Consider the following 14,267-nt stretch of genomic DNA (forward strand, 5'->3'; position numbering starts at 1 on the left):
CCTGTTTTCAGCCGCTTCTGGAGGAGACAAGGGCGCTAGAGTAAAAGAATCAGGGGCGTTGGCCGAGCGGTTTAGGCAGCAAACTCATAATTTGCCTTACACAGGTTCGATCCCTGTACGCCCCATCGGGAATTGCTGGACGAGGTTTCTGGGTTGAGGGCTGTTGACAGCGGGCCAAGTCGATCTCAATTCCCAAACTGGGAGGGCGGACATAGGACTGCGTTCCGCTAACGCGACCGAGGTCACTCTGGGCTGAGAGAGAACCGGTTGGGCACAGTTTCAAAGACGGGGGTTCAGCTCCGTGCGGGATCCCGTATCCCCAGAGCGAGGGATCCAACGCTCAGGCAAGGTGGCAGGGGATCCCCATTGGGATTGGAGGCGGCTGAGGAATTGTCCCTGCTGGGTGCGAAAGCCGACCAGATCGGATCCGACATTCATCAGGGCAAACCAGATGTCCCCCTGCTCGGTTGGCAATACACCCGCCAAGGTGCTGACGCTCCTCAAGGTGCCCGACTTGGCAATTAGGATCCCCGGTAACAGCCGCCGTTCCAACACCCCCACATCCTGGCCGACGACGGCAAAAGCATCGGCAAGAGAGAGCCCCTGCTCCTCCAGAAGAGATTGGATCGCTCGAAGCAAAGCTACATTGGCCCGCGGAGAAATGCGGTTTTCCACCCCCAACCCGGAGCCGTTGATCAGTTGCAGCTCTTCGGGCGGGATCCCGGCGATGGCCCGGGCGATTTGGGCCACTTGGTCTGCTCCCCCCACCGCATCGGCCAACATCTCGGCCATGGAGTTGTTGCTGTAGAGGTTCATCAGCTTGACCAGGTGAATGAGGGGGGGGGACTCATGTCTGAGCAAAACCTGGGCGGCAGGCGGGATCTGCTGGGCAACCCGCACCGAACCCAAGATCTCCACCTGCGGTCTGGGTGTGCCGGGGGGCAGGGTTGAAAATTGGACCTCCGCTTCTGGTGGCCAACGCCGCCCATCCAGCCCCTGCCGCAACAGGGATCCCGATTGCGCCACATCCCGGGAAAAGTTCATGTAAAAGCGGCCCACCACCACCAGATCCCCGCGCACCTGGCGGATCCCATAGGCATTGAGCAGGTTGCCGACGGAGAAGGCTTCCTCCCAGACGAACAAGGGATCCTCCCCCCCCAGAACCCAGAGATCCCCCTGTAGAACTCCCTCAGCAGTTAAGGGGCCAGTGGCCAGCCAGGTGGTAACAAAGCGGTGCTGCGGGCCAAAGTGCTGCAAAGCGGCCAGGGTCGTTGCCACCTTGGTCAAAGAAGCAGCCGGCAAGGGTGTGGATCCCTGATGCTGTCCCAAAACAAGGATTCTGTCCCGCTGAGGCGAAGGATCCTCCATCTGCAGCCAAACCCCCTGAGCTGTGGGCGAAAACCCCCGACCGGCCAACTGAGCCAGATAAGTTTCCACCTGAGGTTGCAGGGATCCCTGCTCCGTCGCCTGAGAAGTGGGAGACAAACCCAGCAACAGAATTGCCGCCGAGAACAGCCCAACCCAGCTCGAAACCAGCCGCCTACCGGGCCAGCCCCACAGATGTTGTTCGTGCCGTGGCGTCAGCGTTGCGGAGCAACAGTGTTGTGTAGCACCATGGGGTGCCGCAGGCATAGCACTTTTCACGGAAAACACCCTCTAAACATCCCGGCAACCGAGGGGGCATCAGCTCGTCAATTCCCAGCCACCCTCTTCCACAGGCTCTACATCGATGGTGCCGGGGGGCGTTTGCCGATAAAAACGTCCGTCTGCAACAAACAGCGGCTCTCCACAATTGGGGCAAAAGAAATGGCTGCCCTCAATGGCTTGCGATTCTGACCCACACACCGGGCAGCGATCGGTGGTAATCCAGCGGCGCGCCCACCAGCGAAAGGCCAGGAGCACCAACACCGGCAAGGACAGCAAAAGCAGCAACAGGGCCACCAATCCGGCGACCAGCCACCCCAGCCCGATACTGGTCAGCAAAGCTGCCAACGCCAGGGATCCCAGCCAGAACCCCCAGCCACCCAGAGAAATGGAATAGGTTTTGGGCTGCTCAAACCGCATTTTCGTTTTCCTTCCCCGATCACTACGCTTGCCAACGCTGTCAGGATGCCGCGGGCCTTTTCTTGAGTATGTTAGCCTAGGCGCGCCCGAACACCAGAAACAGTCCGCCACATGGCTCTGCTCTGTAGGCTAGCTCATCCCGGATGGATGAGGGATTGGGTTTCCCGCACCCTTCCCGAGGCTCTCCCGGCAGCCCATGCGCCTCAGTTGCGTCCCTGTTCTATTGGGCCTCTCCTATTGAGCCTGTCCATTGAGCCTGTCCATTGAGCCTGAACAATGTCTTCAGCAACCAGTCTTCAGCAACCAAGTCGGGTGGTGTCGTCATAAATGAAGTTATTATCAATTACAGAACTTATTGACTGTTACGGCGACGTTGCCCAACAGCGGAGGGGCGGCATCATGGTCTACACCGAAGAGGCGTTCAAGGCAGAGCTCAATGCCAAAGGCTGGCGAGCCACTCGGCAGCGGGAGATCATCCTGCAAACGTTTCAAAACTTGCCTGAGGGCACGCATCTGAGCGCGGAGGAGTTGCACAAAAAGTTGCGGGAAGAAGGCCACAACATTAGCCTTTCCACCATTTACCGCACCGTCAAGCTGATGTCCCGCATGGGCATTTTGCGAGAACTGGAACTGACCGAAGGGCACAAACATTACGAGATCAACCAGCCGGCCCCCCACCACCACCACCATCTGGTGTGCGTCAAGACCAACAAGGTGATCGAGTTCAAAAACAACGCCATTCTTAACATCACCCAGAAGGTGGCAGAAAAGTACGGTTTCAAAGTGTTGGATTGCCAGCTCACCATTATTGGTATCAGCCCAGAAGGGCAGCGCTCGATTTTGTAGCCAAAAATTCCCAAAGCTCAGGTTCTCATGCTTTCCCAGCAGGGGAACCGTACTGGGCTGGGGAAGGATGGGGATCCCGTCAACGGGAGGAAATGCCAGAATAGCTCCCGTGAGGCCAATCGGCAGTCGGCAACCGAGGCAACAGTTGAATGATTGATGAATAGTTGATCTTCTTCACCCCACTAGATCCGGGAGAGGGCCATGAACGAACAGGAAGTGGTGCAGTGGCTGGAGCAGGCGCTGGCCAATCCCCGCCTTAGGTTACAGGCCAAAGCCCAACCGCTCCAGGAGAGTCCCAAGGCTTATGCCCTCGTCATTATGATCAACCGCCCTGCCGGCCTTGCTCTCAACTATGAGGAGTTGACGGCCTGGTTCCAGAAGGCGATTCCCACTCGCTACCCCCAAGTCAAACGGTTGGCCCTCTACAGCCGCCCCATGGGCCAGCAGGCTGCCGACTGGAAAACTCAGGTGAGGCTGGATCCGGAGCCGGCGACAGACAAGGTGGATCCCGGGATGGAGTTCTCAGAGAGTCTGGATCTAAGCCGCTACTGCTTTGTCAGCGATCGCCAGTTGCTTACTGCCGACCTTCCTCAGCCGCCTGGTTTGCTCCGCCAGGCGGTTTTGGGTTTTCACAGCCTCACTTCTGGGCAAAAACAGGAGGTTCTGCCCCTCTTGCCCACCTTGTTTCGCAATCCCAGCACCGTCTCGACGGTGATGCTGTCGGTGGAGGCAGCCCTGTGGCTGGAGCCTCTGAAAAGCCTGAATCCCCACGAGCTGCGTCTACTGAGCGTTTGGCTGAGCCGCTATTGCTTCAACCCCAGCCGCACCCTAGCGGAATTGGATCCCGCCACCTCAGGTCTCAAAACCGGACAAACCAAGCGCAGCTACCGCGCGCCTCAGGTGGGGGTCTCGCTAATGTTGGCCAGCTTTGCCGGCAACCTGACGGCGGCCTCAGGTGTGACCCTGAGCCTGCTGTTCGGTATGGTGTTTGTGCTTTTCCTGACCGTCTTGGGCAGCTTAGAGGGGGGATTCTCTCTGGGCTCTTTCATCTTCGCCATTCTGCTCACCCTCGCCTTCAATGCCCTGATCTTCTTTTTGTCCCCTTGGCTGATGGACTGGATCCAGCACAGCCTCTATGGCACCGAGTGGGTGAGCTTGGCGGAAATTGGGCGTCGCAGCCCAGAGAGTGCAGAGGTGATTCAACGGGTCTGCCGCCAGTACAAGCTGAAGCAGCCGAAGCTGGGGCTGATCCGCGACCAAAACCCCACCGCCTTCACCTACGGCAGCCTGCCGGATACGGCCCGCATCGTCGTCAGCGAAGGGTTGTTCACCTACTTGGAAGATGAAGAGGTGGCTACGGTCTATGCCCACGAGCTGGGGCATGTGATCCACTGGGATTTCGCCGTCATGACCCTGGCTTCCACGCTGGTGCAGATTCTCTACCTTCTTTACGTCTACATGCGGGATGCGCGCGACAACGGCAAAAGGGGCAGCCTCCGCTCCCTGGCCTTGGTCGCCTACTTTTTCTATGTGGCCGGCTCCTACTTGTTGCTGTATCTGTCGCGGGTGCGGGAGTACTTTGCCGACCACTTTGCTGCCGAAACCACCGGCAACCCCAATGGGCTCTCGCGGGCTTTGGTGAAAATTGCCTACGGCATTGTGCAAGAGGGAGAGCGGGAGCGGGATGAGGAAACCCGACAGCGCAGTGCTCGCCTGCTGGAAGGAACGCGGGCTTTGGGGATCTACGATGCCAAGGCGGCTGTTACGGCGGGGACGGCCTACCGGGTTGCCTCGGATCCCGGCCAGGTGGGCAGGGTATTTTTGTGGGATCTGTTTAACCCTTGGGCCTGGTGGATGGAGCTGAACTCCACCCATCCCCTCACGGGCAAACGGGTGCGGGCGCTGAGCACCTATGCGGAGCAACTGGATCTGCCGGTGGAATTCGACATGGCCAGCGTGGTTGCCCAGGGCAAGCAGCTCAACCGGCAACAGCTCTACGGGAACTTTCTGCTGGATATACTGCTGTTGAACGCCGAGTGGCTGGGGGCAATCGCGGGGGCGCTGCTCGGGATCCCGACTTTGCGGATGGGCTTCTATGAAATGTTTGCCGGGCTGATCCTGATGGGGGTGGGCTTGGGCCTGCTGCTGAAGATGACAGTGATGTACCCCAGCTTAGAAAACCCGCCAGCGTTGACCGTGTTGAAGGCCATGAGCAATCCCTACGCCAGCCCCTTGCGCGGGTTGCCGATGCAGTTGGAGGGGCGGGTGATCGGGCGGGGGGATCCGGGCTATCGCTTTGGCTCCGATCTCAAGTTCCAGGATGAGACAGGGATGATCTTCCTGCGCTATGCTTCCCGCTTTGGGCCGCTGGGCAACTTCCTGTTTGGAGCGCGCCAGGCAGGGGGGGTAATCGGCCAAGAGGGATCCGCGGTGGGGTGGTTCCGACGAGGGGTGGCCCCTTACCTGGATCTGGCCCGCTTTCAAAGCCGCCATGGCCAGCTCATCACCAGCTACCATCCCTTCTGGCAGGCTATGTGGGCTGTGCTGTTGTTAGTGGTTGCCCTGCTGGTGATGCTGTTCTAGAGGATCGCGATCCTCAGCAGCGAAGAGCTCGCCTAGGCCATTGGGATTGGCTACTTTTGCCCACCGTTAACCCGGGCGTAGTCGTCGCTGAAGCGGACAATGTCGTCTTCGCCCAAGTACTGGCCGTTTTGCACCTCGATAATCACCAGAGGGATGACGCCAGGGTTCTCCAGGCGATGCTTGGTGCAAGGGGGCACGTAGGTGGATTGGTTGGCCGTGATGAGCTTTTCTTCATCTCCGCAGGTGACCTTGGCGGTGCCGGCAACGACGATCCAGTGTTCGCTGCGATGGTAGTGCAACTGCAGGCTGAGGCGATGCTTGGGCAGCACCACGATCCGCTTGATTTTGTAGCCAGGGCCCTCTTCCAGCACTGTAAAGCTGCCCCAAGGCCGACTTTCAGCATTGCTCTCGATCAGCTTGTTGAGGGTTTCGGCAGAGAGGGAAGGCGAAGGTTTTTCCAGTGAAGCCAGATTGGCATTGGGGGTTTCCAGCATGGGATGCTCTCCTTGGGAGGCCTACCTGTAGCTTATCTCAACAACCAACTCGGGGTCTGTTTGTTTATCTTTAGACCCACCAACAGATCGGCTTCAGCTCCTGGGGATCCCCAGCCGGTTCAGGTTTGGTGGGGTAGTGGTTAAAATCCTGTGGAATCATGAAAAAGATTTCTGCTCTGCAAAAAGGCCACTTCCCCATGCATTCTTCCTCTTCTGTCCCTTCTTACCCGGTTCACATCCATGACCGCCAACGGGACACTCACTATCTAATCCAGGTGCCGGCGGATCAATACATTTTGGCCAGCGCCGAGGCCCAAGGGATCCAACTGCCCTTTGCCTGTCGCAATGGCGCCTGTACCACCTGTGCGGTGCGGGTACGGCGGGGATCCCTGTATCAGCCGGAAGCCATGGGCATCTCGCGGGAGCTGAAGGAGCAGGGGTATGGGCTGTTGTGCGTGGGCTATGCCCGCTCGGAGCTCTGGGTAGAAACCCAAGATGAAGATGAGGTGTACGAGCTGCAATTTGGGCGCTACTTCGGCCAGGGGCAGGTCAGGCCAGGGATCCCCATCGAGGATGAGTGATGTCTTCTTCGGCACCGGTTTCGTCTCAACAACTGTCGCCGGATCCCTTGCCCTCTCAACCGCGGGGCTGGCTGCTGGCAGCAGCGGCGCTGATCCCGGTGAATCTGGCCCCCAGCTTGCTGTTGGCTTTGGTGGGGACGATCCAGGGTTATACCCGCTATGGTGGGGCGATCCTGCGGGATCCTCTATTTGGACTGGCGGCTCTCCTGAGCCTGGCTGCGGTGGGAGTGGCCTTTTGGGGGGAGGATTGGCGACTGAGCCTGCCGGGGATGTTCAACTACTGGCCTTTTTTGTTGATGCTGCCGGCCTTTGCCGATGCGCTGGCCTCTCGCGGTAGCGGGACGGAGTTCCATCCTGTAGGCCGTCGGCGGTTGGCCCAGGTGTTGGTGCTGGGCAGCGGGCTGATGCTGCTTTTGGGTTGGGGAGAAGTGCTGTGGGGATGGCAGGGGCACTTCTTCTTGGGGCCGGTTTGGATCACGGGGGTTGCCGGGGGAGAGCGACCGGCGGCAGCCTTCACTTCCCCCAATACGCTGGCCATCTACCTGGTGATCCACCTGTGTTTGGCGGCAGGGCTGTGGCTGGATCGAGCCGATAGAGACTGGCCACAGGCAGTAGGGCTGGGAGCTGTGCTGGGGCTGGGATCCCTCTTGTTGCTGCTGACAGCCTCTCGCAACGGCTGGGGAGCGGGGGGGCTGGCGCTGATGATGGGGCTGGCCCTGCGGCGCTGTTGGTGGGGGATCGGGATCTTGGTCGGCATAGGGTTGGCTGGTTTGGCTGCTGCTTGGGATTGGCCGGGCTGGCGGGCCGTAGTGCCCCGATTGATTTGGAGCCGTCTGGCAGACACCTTCGATCCCCAGGCGCTCCATTTTAGTTCCACCGCTAACCGTCTGGATGCCTGGCACTTTGCCCTGCAGATGGCGCGAGAGCGGCCTTTGACGGGCTGGGGCTGGCAGAGCTTTGCCGCCCTTTATAATGCTCAGGAGCCGCCGGAGCTGCTGGGCCATTGCCACAATCTGTACCTACACCTGGCAGCCGAGGGTGGGATCCCGCTGTTGCTGGGCCATCTGATCCTGTGGGGCTGGATTTTGGCGCGGGGATGGCAAGCTTGGCGGCGCTCGCAAGAAAGCGTCCTGTTGGGGATGCTGCTGGCCTTGACGGCGTTTTTTGCCTCAGGGCTTTTGGATGTGGTGATGTTGGATGGCCGCATCCACCTGTTGGTAACCTTGCTGTTGGGGGCAGTTTGGGGAGCCAGCCTTGAGCGGCAAAGGGACTCCATCTCCGGCAAAGAGCAAGCCCAGAGAGGTTACCGTTGAGTGCTGCAATGGGATATCCCTTAGCTGGCAGTGAGCCCGGAGTCCATCAGTTGCTCACCGATTTTTGCGACGCGGAAGCAAGCTACAGCCAAGGGGCAGTTTACCTGTAGAGGGTCTTTGCGGTGAACCTGTACCGAGATGTGCTGTGGCCTCTTCTTTTTTCTGGGCTGAGAGCTGATCCAGAAACGGTCAAGATGGCCCTGCTGCGCGCCTTGCACTGGATCGATACCACCCAGGCCACTGGGATCCTATCGGCTCTGGAGCGACTGTTTTGCTACCGGGATCCCCGGCTAGCGGTGTCGCTGTGGGGCCTTACCTTTCCCAATCCCCTTGGGTTGGCTGCGGGCTTCGACAAAGATGGCCTGGCTCTGGGCGTCTGGCCCAGCCTAGGATTTGGTTTTGTAGAGGTGGGCACCGTCACTCCTCAGCCCCAACCGGGCAACCCCAAACCTCGCCTGTTTCAACTGCCCCAAGATCGCGCTGCCCTCAATCGCATGGGCTTTAACAGTCAAGGGGCGGCGGCTCTAGCCGAACGGTTGCGTCGGCTACAGCAACGTCCCATCCCCATCGGAATCAACCTGGGCAAAGCCAAAATCACCCCCCTAGAAGAAGCGGCTGCCGATTACCTGGCCAGCTTCCGGCTGCTCCAGGAGCTGGGGGACTACTTTGTGGTCAACGTCAGCTCCCCCAACACGCCGGGGCTGCGATCCCTGCAGGCTGCTGAGCAACTGGAGCCCATCCTGTCTGCCTTACAGCAGGAAAATCAGAAGCGAAAACCCCTCCTGGTGAAGATCGCCCCCGATCTGGACTGGCCCGACATTGACAGCATCCTGGAGCTGGCCCAAGACCATCAACTGGCCGGGATTGTGGCCACCAACACCACCCTGCGCCGCGATAACCTGAAGACCCGTTTCCTACCTGGCCACGGGATCCCCTTCGCACCAGCGGAGTCTAGGCCAATCCTTGCAGAAGCCGGCGGGATCAGCGGTGCCCCCTTGCGGGAGCGTTCCACCCAAGTCATCCGCTACATCCACCGCTCCACCCAAGGAAAATTGCCCATCATCGGAGTGGGGGGCATCTTCACCTTGGCCGACGCCTTGGAGAAACTGGAAGCGGGGGCCAGCTTGCTGCAGATCTATACCGGCTGGGTTTACGAAGGGCCGGGGATGGTGCCACAACTGCTCCGAGGCTTGGCCCGCTCTTCTCCCCCCAGCCCTGATGTTACACTTCCCCCAGAGAATACCCCTGTGGGTCAGATCCAGGCGTAAGATCGTTAGGGATCCCTGAGGAAGCTTGCCGGTGAACCTGCTGCAACACCTCTTCAAAACCCCCCATCCGGTCATTGGGGTGGTTCATTTGTTGCCGCTGCCCACCTCACCCCGTTGGGGGGGGGACTTGGAATGGGTGATCGCTCAGGCAGAACAGGCAGCTACTGCCCTGGCTGCAGGAGGGGTAGACGGGATCCTTGTCGAGAACTTTTACGATGCCCCCTTTGCCAAGGATCGGGTGGACGCAGCGGTGGTCAGCGCCATGACCGTCATCGTCCAGCGGCTGAAAACCCTGGTCTCGCTGCCGGTTGGGATCAATGTCTTGCGCAACGATGGCTGCAGTGCTCTGGCAATTGCCGCCTGCGTGGGGGCGCAGTTCATCCGGGTGAATGTGCTCTGCGGGGCGATGGTGACCGACCAAGGCATTATCGAGGGGAATGCCCACCGCCTGCTGCGCTATCGCCGGGAGCTGGGGGCTAATATCAAGATTTTTGCCGATGTGCTGGTGAAACACGCTCAACCCCTAAGTCCCATCAGCCTGGATGCGGCTATTACCGACACGGTGGAACGTGGCCTGGCCGATGCCATCATCCTTTCCGGCTGGGCCACCGGCAAGCCACCCCTTCTGGAGGAGCTGGAGCTGGCCCGCAAAGTTGCTCCTCAGGTGCCGCTGCTCATCGGCTCGGGGGCTACTGCTGAAAACATCGGCAGCCTGATCCGGCGGGCAGATGGAGTAATTGTGGCCAGTTCTCTGAAGCGGTCTTCCCGTTCCGCAGGCATGCCGGCAGGCTATTCGGATCCCTTTCCCATGATCGACCCGATTCGGGTGCGGCAGTTTGTGGAAGCACTGCACCTTGCGCTCCGTGAGCGGGCCTCCAACCATGCTTGTCTGGCCGCTCCCGGTTCTGGTTCCAACTAGCTGTTGGCGCTAAGATTGGGATCCGACTACAATGGGCGATTCCTCTTTAGCTATGCCATCCCTTGATCTGGAGGGCTTGGATTCTGCGTACCACCCTTCTGGTTCAGCAGAAGAAACCTTTTGGAGCTCTGTTCCGGCCCGGACTCCCCGCATTTGGGTTGTCGATGATGACCCAGTAGTCCGTCGCTATATTGTCGATGCTCTCAAAGGCTCTCAGTACTACGTGGAAAGCTGGGAAAGCGCCCGAGCAGCTTGGGATCCCTTGCAAAGCTTGGAAGAGAGCGAGTGGCCCGACATGGTGATCTGCGACTGGGTCATGCCTGAGATGTCGGGGGTAGAGTTCTGTCGCCGTCTCAAGGGATCCGCCGCAGGGCAGTTTGTCTATTTCATTTTGCTCACGTCCCGTTCTGAAGTTGAGGCTCGGGTAGAGGGGCTGGATGCGGGGGCGGATGAATTCATCACCAAGCCGGTCGATCCCGAGGAGCTGCGAGCGCGGGTGCGGGCAGGGCTGCGCCTCCAGCGGCTCACCCAAGCTTTGGCCCAGGCCAACCGGCAGTTGCGAGCCCGCAACGAGCTGTTGGAGTCTTTGTCTTTGACGGATCCCTTGACCGGGGCGTTGAACCGGCGAGCTCTGGATCAGGCGCTGCCCCATTTGCTCAAGCAGGTGGGAGCCCGCGGGGAAGCTCGCTACCGCTATCTCTGCCTGCTGATGATGGATGTAGATCACTTTAAGCAAATCAACGACAGCCACGGCCACTACATTGGCGACTGTGTGCTGCAGGCCATCGTCGGGCGGCTGCAAAATCAACTGCGGCCCTCCAGCCTGCTCTACCGCTATGGTGGGGAAGAATTTGTTTGCCTTACGCCCGGACTTAGCCCCTCTCGCTGTGGTCGCTACGCAGAGTCTCTGCGGCAGGCTATCGCCAAACGGCCCATTGACATCTCCCCCAAGCGCAGCCTGCCTGTTACCATCAGCATCGGTGGGGTCGTGCTCAGCGAAGACTACCGCCTGGAGCCGGAAGCTGCCTTGCAGCAGGCGGATAGCGCGCTCTACCAGGCCAAGCAGGCAGGGCGCAACCGAGTTCACATCCTCATCCCGACTCCAGGGGTTTATCTGCCCTCTTCCAGCGGATAGCCAGAGGCCACCGCCAAGGCTTCCAGAGAGCGAACGCCTGTGTAGGTGCGGCCATTGATGATCCAGGTGGGATAGCTGGTGATCCCCGCTTCTGTACATTCTCGAGCCTGTGGAGTGCCGGGGCCGTTGGGGGAGCACTCCACGTAGGGCACTTGCTCAAAAGCCGATCCGAACAGCTCCTTTTGGTCTTGACAATGGGGGCACCAATAGGCCCCGTACATAGTGCCGCCGATCTGCCGCAGGTGGGCTGCTAACCCTACCGCCAGGGGGCTAGGCGGGGGAACTTGGTTGGCGTACACCCCAATCGTGGTCACCAACGTGAGAAAGCCTATGAGAATGTAGCTGAAGGCCAGCTTGCCCCCATCCAGCCAGCGGTGGCCCAGCACGGTCACCAGCCCCAGCCCCGCCACCAAGATGATCGCGGTGGTGCAGTACATGCAGAATTGCCGTAGCACTGCCACCATCAGGTAAAGCATGTACATCTCAAAGGCGGTCATGGCGGAAACCAAGCCAAACAGGGCCGGCCAGCGCCACCGCTTCACCAATGGGAGCCCATCCGGCAGCACCGCCAGCGCCAAGACTCCCAGAAACCCCAGCAAGCCAACAGCCGCTGTCGGGATCCCCAAAAACTCTGCCCAACGGCTGGAGAGTACCAGGTCACACCCTCCATCCCCAGTGCAGAAGGCGGCGGGCTGCTCCGTCAGCTTGGTGTAGGTGAGATAGGCCGTCAGCAGGGATCCCAGGCCGGCCAGGATCGCCAAGATCAGACGGGAATGGCGCTGCAGCCAGGTCTCTTCTTGGGCTTTGAGTTTGAGATAAGAAGCCATGGCGTTTCAGGGGTTTCAGCAGTTGGACACCCCCGATTATAGTGGGGCAGAACTGGCCTCGTCCGTGGGCTCCGACGCAGAAGAGCCGCTTGAGCGCCGCACCTGGGCGGCAAACCTGTCTCCCAGCGGATCCAGCTCCCCCAGGGATCCCAGTTTGGACTCGGAGATAGGCCGGTCGCAGAGGCCCCAACGGCGGCGGAAGTAACGGGCCAGATCTTTTTCTGCCAGGGCCAGGTAGACCGGGCGACCATGAGGGCAAGTGTGGGGATTGGCGGTGCGCTGCCAAGCTTCCAACAGCTTTTGCATCTGCTCCAAGGTCAGCGGGATCCCATTGCGCAAGGCCCCTCGACAGGCCACCGCCACCTGGGCTGCTTGCACATCTTGACAACGGCTGAGCTCTAGCAGGGATCCCTGCACCTCTTCTGGATCTTCCGACTCCAAAGCCAAAGGGAGGCGTCGAATGAGATGGGTATTGGGGCCGAAGGGTTCCGGCTCCAGCCCCAACTGCTCCAACCGCTCCAGGGCTTGGGGCGATAGTCCTTGCAGCGTTACGGGCGTCGCCGGTGCCACCAGTTGCCAATGCTGCTGGATGTACTCATAGCGAACTCGCTCGTGGGCCAGGTGTTGCTCCACCAGCCATAACCCCTGGGGGTGCTCTGCCAAGATGTAGGTCCGATGCAGTTGGGCCAGCGCCTTGAGGGGGGGCAGGAGAGAAGTTGGGCGGTCAGAGGGAGGAAAACGGCTCTGGAGATCGGGCGAGACTCGATAGACCACCTTGGCCTCGCTGGCCCGGATCAGATGCACAGAGCGGCGGCTGGCTTGCCCGGATCCCAATTGCAGAAGGGAGTGCAGGTGTTGGCGCAACTGCTCCTGGCGGGCCGTCAGATTCTCCAGGTAGAGCTCGCTTTTGGCAGGATGACGGTTCCAATCCACCTGCTCTGGGGGCAGGCGCAGGTGAACAACCACCAGTGGATGACGGTGGCGAGGCAACGCGTGGTGAAAAACCGACTGGATCAGCCGTTGCCAGTCGGGCATCTGCACAAACCGTCCGTTTACGGCCACACGGATCCAATCGGGGTGGGGGCGATGCAGGCGATCCGGCAGGCCCAGCACCACTTCCCAATCGCTATCCCCATCCTGGATCCGCCGATAGCGCAGATCCGTGGGATCCAACTGCGGCAACACCTGCAGCAGCAGATCTTGCAGAGATTTTCCCGGCCAGAGGCTGAGCAGCAATTGCCCTTCCTGATGCACCTGCCAACTGACCCAGGGATGGGCTAGGGCTGCATTCTGCACCAGGGTCAGGAGCGGGCGAGTTTGGGGCAAGGCCCGACGGCGCAGAGGCCAGTCGGCAAACAAATCCGCAACCGTGACCACCGTTCCCAAGGCAGTGGCTGCCGGCTGCTTGTGGATCAGCTCCCCCTGTCGGTCGTAGGCGGCCAGCCAGCCGTGAGCATCGTCAGCGTGGCGGGTTTGGATAGCCAGGGATCCCAAGCGGGCCAGGCTGTGCAAGGCTTCCCCACGAAATCCCAGGCTGCGACCGTCCCACTTGCTGGTGGTGTGGCGACGGGCCACCTGCTCCAGCTCCGAAGCCGGGATCCCGTGGCCGTTATCCCCCACCCGCACCTGCCAGCGGCTGGGCCAGATCTCCACCTGAATGCGGGTGGCCTGAGCATCGAGGGCATTTTCCAGCAATTCTCGCAGAGCAGCCCCCAGCGAGTCGATCACCTCTCCCGCGGCCATCTGGGCGATCCGCTCTGGGTTCAGGGGTTGGATTTTGGACATGGAGTGAGTTGAGAAAGCAGACTCTCTTCCTGCCAGCTTGTCGCCAAAAGGCCAACAGCGCCGAGCTTTAGCTTAGCTCTCTCCCTCTGTTGCCAGTGGACAGCGCCTTGCCAATGGTTTTCATTAACTTCAAGGCTCCCCTCAGGCCAAGTGAAGGATTGAGGTTCCGCCTTCCTGCCCATCGGTAACCGCCAAGAACTTCGAGAAACTTCGAGAACAAGAGAGCTGAGCGGGTGGCCAGTCATAAGGAAACCTTAAAATCCCAAGGCCAGCCATCAGCCTCTACTATGATTTAAATAGTAAAATTTCTCATTAAGGAGGAGATTATGGCAGCACAGCAAGCTCCGGCCCGAGAGCTACAGCCTGTTAAGGGCTCAAGGGGTACAATAGCAGCACTTAGCAAACCAACTTCGGAAGGAGGATGGATTGATCAGTAGTAAAGAAGTCTTCAC

General features: G+C 59.9%; 12 protein-coding genes and 1 tRNA gene. 8 read left to right on the forward strand and 5 right to left on the reverse strand.

Annotation, left to right across the window (positions count from 1 at the left end):
* The first annotated feature begins 52 nt into the window (after nt 1-52).
* Nucleotides 53-125, forward strand: a tRNA-Ile gene (locus tag ACVWXF_RS03190).
* Nucleotides 126-279: 154 nt separating this feature from the next.
* Here the strand turns inward: ACVWXF_RS03190 and ACVWXF_RS03195 are convergent.
* Together ACVWXF_RS03195 and ACVWXF_RS03200 are read right to left on the reverse strand one after the other, a co-directional pair.
* The gene (locus tag ACVWXF_RS03195; RefSeq protein WP_457473607.1) at nt 280-1,485 is read right to left on the reverse strand and encodes a D-alanyl-D-alanine carboxypeptidase; all 1,206 of its coding nucleotides are present in this window, start codon (nt 1,483-1,485) and stop codon (nt 280-282) included.
* Between the two features lie 198 nt (nt 1,486-1,683).
* Entirely contained in the window at nt 1,684-2,064 is a 381-nt protein-coding gene (locus tag ACVWXF_RS03200) for a hypothetical protein (protein ID WP_457473608.1), read from the reverse strand.
* Nucleotides 2,065-2,463: 399 nt separating this feature from the next.
* Here ACVWXF_RS03200 and ACVWXF_RS03205 point away from each other — a divergent pair, with 399 nt between their 5' ends.
* Both ACVWXF_RS03205 and ACVWXF_RS03210 read left to right on the forward strand, forming a co-directional pair.
* On the forward strand, nt 2,464-2,910 hold the full coding sequence (locus ACVWXF_RS03205) for a Fur family transcriptional regulator (protein ID WP_011433855.1): 447 nt from the start codon (nt 2,464-2,466) through the stop codon (nt 2,908-2,910).
* 201 nt (nt 2,911-3,111) lie between these two features.
* Nucleotides 3,112-5,493 (forward strand): M48 family metalloprotease, encoded by a 2,382-nt coding sequence (locus ACVWXF_RS03210; protein ID WP_457473609.1) that lies wholly within the window; start codon nt 3,112-3,114, stop codon nt 5,491-5,493.
* A gap of 50 nt (nt 5,494-5,543) precedes the next feature.
* Here the strand turns inward: ACVWXF_RS03210 and ACVWXF_RS03215 are convergent, their stop codons facing one another.
* Complete coding sequence (locus ACVWXF_RS03215) at nt 5,544-5,987, reverse strand: phosphomannose isomerase type II C-terminal cupin domain (protein ID WP_414350977.1); 444 nt, start codon at nt 5,985-5,987, stop codon at nt 5,544-5,546.
* Between the two features lie 197 nt (nt 5,988-6,184).
* Between ACVWXF_RS03215 and ACVWXF_RS03220 the strand changes: the two genes are divergently transcribed.
* The 5 genes from ACVWXF_RS03220 to ACVWXF_RS03240 all read left to right on the forward strand — a co-directional run bounded on the left by ACVWXF_RS03220 (nt 6,185) and on the right by ACVWXF_RS03240 (nt 11,203).
* Complete coding sequence (locus tag ACVWXF_RS03220; RefSeq protein WP_457473618.1) at nt 6,185-6,568, forward strand: 2Fe-2S iron-sulfur cluster-binding protein; 384 nt, start codon at nt 6,185-6,187, stop codon at nt 6,566-6,568.
* Nucleotides 6,568-7,881 carry an O-antigen ligase family protein gene (locus ACVWXF_RS03225; RefSeq protein ID WP_457473610.1) on the forward strand — a complete coding sequence of 438 codons (1,314 nt, stop codon included), beginning with the start codon at nt 6,568-6,570 and terminating at the stop codon, nt 7,879-7,881. The genes ACVWXF_RS03220 and ACVWXF_RS03225 overlap by 1 nt, the downstream gene beginning before the upstream one ends.
* 122 nt (nt 7,882-8,003) lie before the next feature.
* Complete coding sequence (locus ACVWXF_RS03230) at nt 8,004-9,149, forward strand: quinone-dependent dihydroorotate dehydrogenase (RefSeq protein ID WP_457473611.1); 1,146 nt, start codon at nt 8,004-8,006, stop codon at nt 9,147-9,149.
* Nucleotides 9,150-9,180: 31 nt separating this feature from the next.
* Nucleotides 9,181-10,068, forward strand: a complete 888-nt coding sequence (gene btpA / locus ACVWXF_RS03235) for a photosystem I biogenesis protein BtpA (protein ID WP_457473612.1) — start codon at nt 9,181-9,183, stop codon at nt 10,066-10,068.
* 76 nt (nt 10,069-10,144) lie between these two features.
* Nucleotides 10,145-11,203 carry a diguanylate cyclase gene (locus ACVWXF_RS03240; RefSeq protein WP_457473613.1) on the forward strand — a complete coding sequence of 353 codons (1,059 nt, stop codon included), beginning with the start codon at nt 10,145-10,147 and terminating at the stop codon, nt 11,201-11,203.
* On the opposite strand, the gene ACVWXF_RS03245 is transcribed toward ACVWXF_RS03240, so the two are convergent.
* Together ACVWXF_RS03245 and mutL are read right to left on the reverse strand one after the other, a co-directional pair.
* Nucleotides 11,179-12,030 (reverse strand): vitamin K epoxide reductase family protein, encoded by an 852-nt coding sequence (locus ACVWXF_RS03245; RefSeq protein WP_457473614.1) that lies wholly within the window; start codon nt 12,028-12,030, stop codon nt 11,179-11,181. The genes ACVWXF_RS03240 and ACVWXF_RS03245 overlap by 25 nt on opposite strands.
* Nucleotides 12,031-12,066: 36 nt before the next feature.
* Nucleotides 12,067-13,815: a DNA mismatch repair endonuclease MutL gene (mutL, locus tag ACVWXF_RS03250; protein WP_457473615.1), complete on the reverse strand. Its 1,749-nt coding sequence runs from the start codon at nt 13,813-13,815 to the stop codon at nt 12,067-12,069.
* Nucleotides 13,816-14,267 lie beyond the last annotated feature (452 nt).

This window comes from Thermostichus sp. MS-CIW-40, assembly GCF_054058315.1.

What these genes read in the sequence shown, in the direction of transcription:
- ACVWXF_RS03200 (WP_457473608.1), bottom strand. Translation starts at nt 2,064, where the DNA reads ATGCGGTTTGAGCAGCCCAAAACCTATTCCATTTCTCTGGGTGGCTGG.
- ACVWXF_RS03205 (WP_011433855.1), top strand. Translation starts at nt 2,464, where the DNA reads ATGGTCTACACCGAAGAGGCGTTCAAGGCAGAGCTCAATGCCAAAGGC.
- ACVWXF_RS03210 (WP_457473609.1), top strand. Translation starts at nt 3,112, where the DNA reads ATGAACGAACAGGAAGTGGTGCAGTGGCTGGAGCAGGCGCTGGCCAAT.
- ACVWXF_RS03215 (WP_414350977.1), bottom strand. Translation starts at nt 5,987, where the DNA reads ATGCTGGAAACCCCCAATGCCAATCTGGCTTCACTGGAAAAACCTTCG.
- ACVWXF_RS03220 (WP_457473618.1), top strand. Translation starts at nt 6,185, where the DNA reads ATGCATTCTTCCTCTTCTGTCCCTTCTTACCCGGTTCACATCCATGAC.
- ACVWXF_RS03225 (WP_457473610.1), top strand. Translation starts at nt 6,568, where the DNA reads ATGTCTTCTTCGGCACCGGTTTCGTCTCAACAACTGTCGCCGGATCCC.
- ACVWXF_RS03245 (WP_457473614.1), bottom strand. Translation starts at nt 12,030, where the DNA reads ATGGCTTCTTATCTCAAACTCAAAGCCCAAGAAGAGACCTGGCTGCAG.
- mutL (WP_457473615.1), bottom strand. Translation starts at nt 13,815, where the DNA reads ATGTCCAAAATCCAACCCCTGAACCCAGAGCGGATCGCCCAGATGGCC.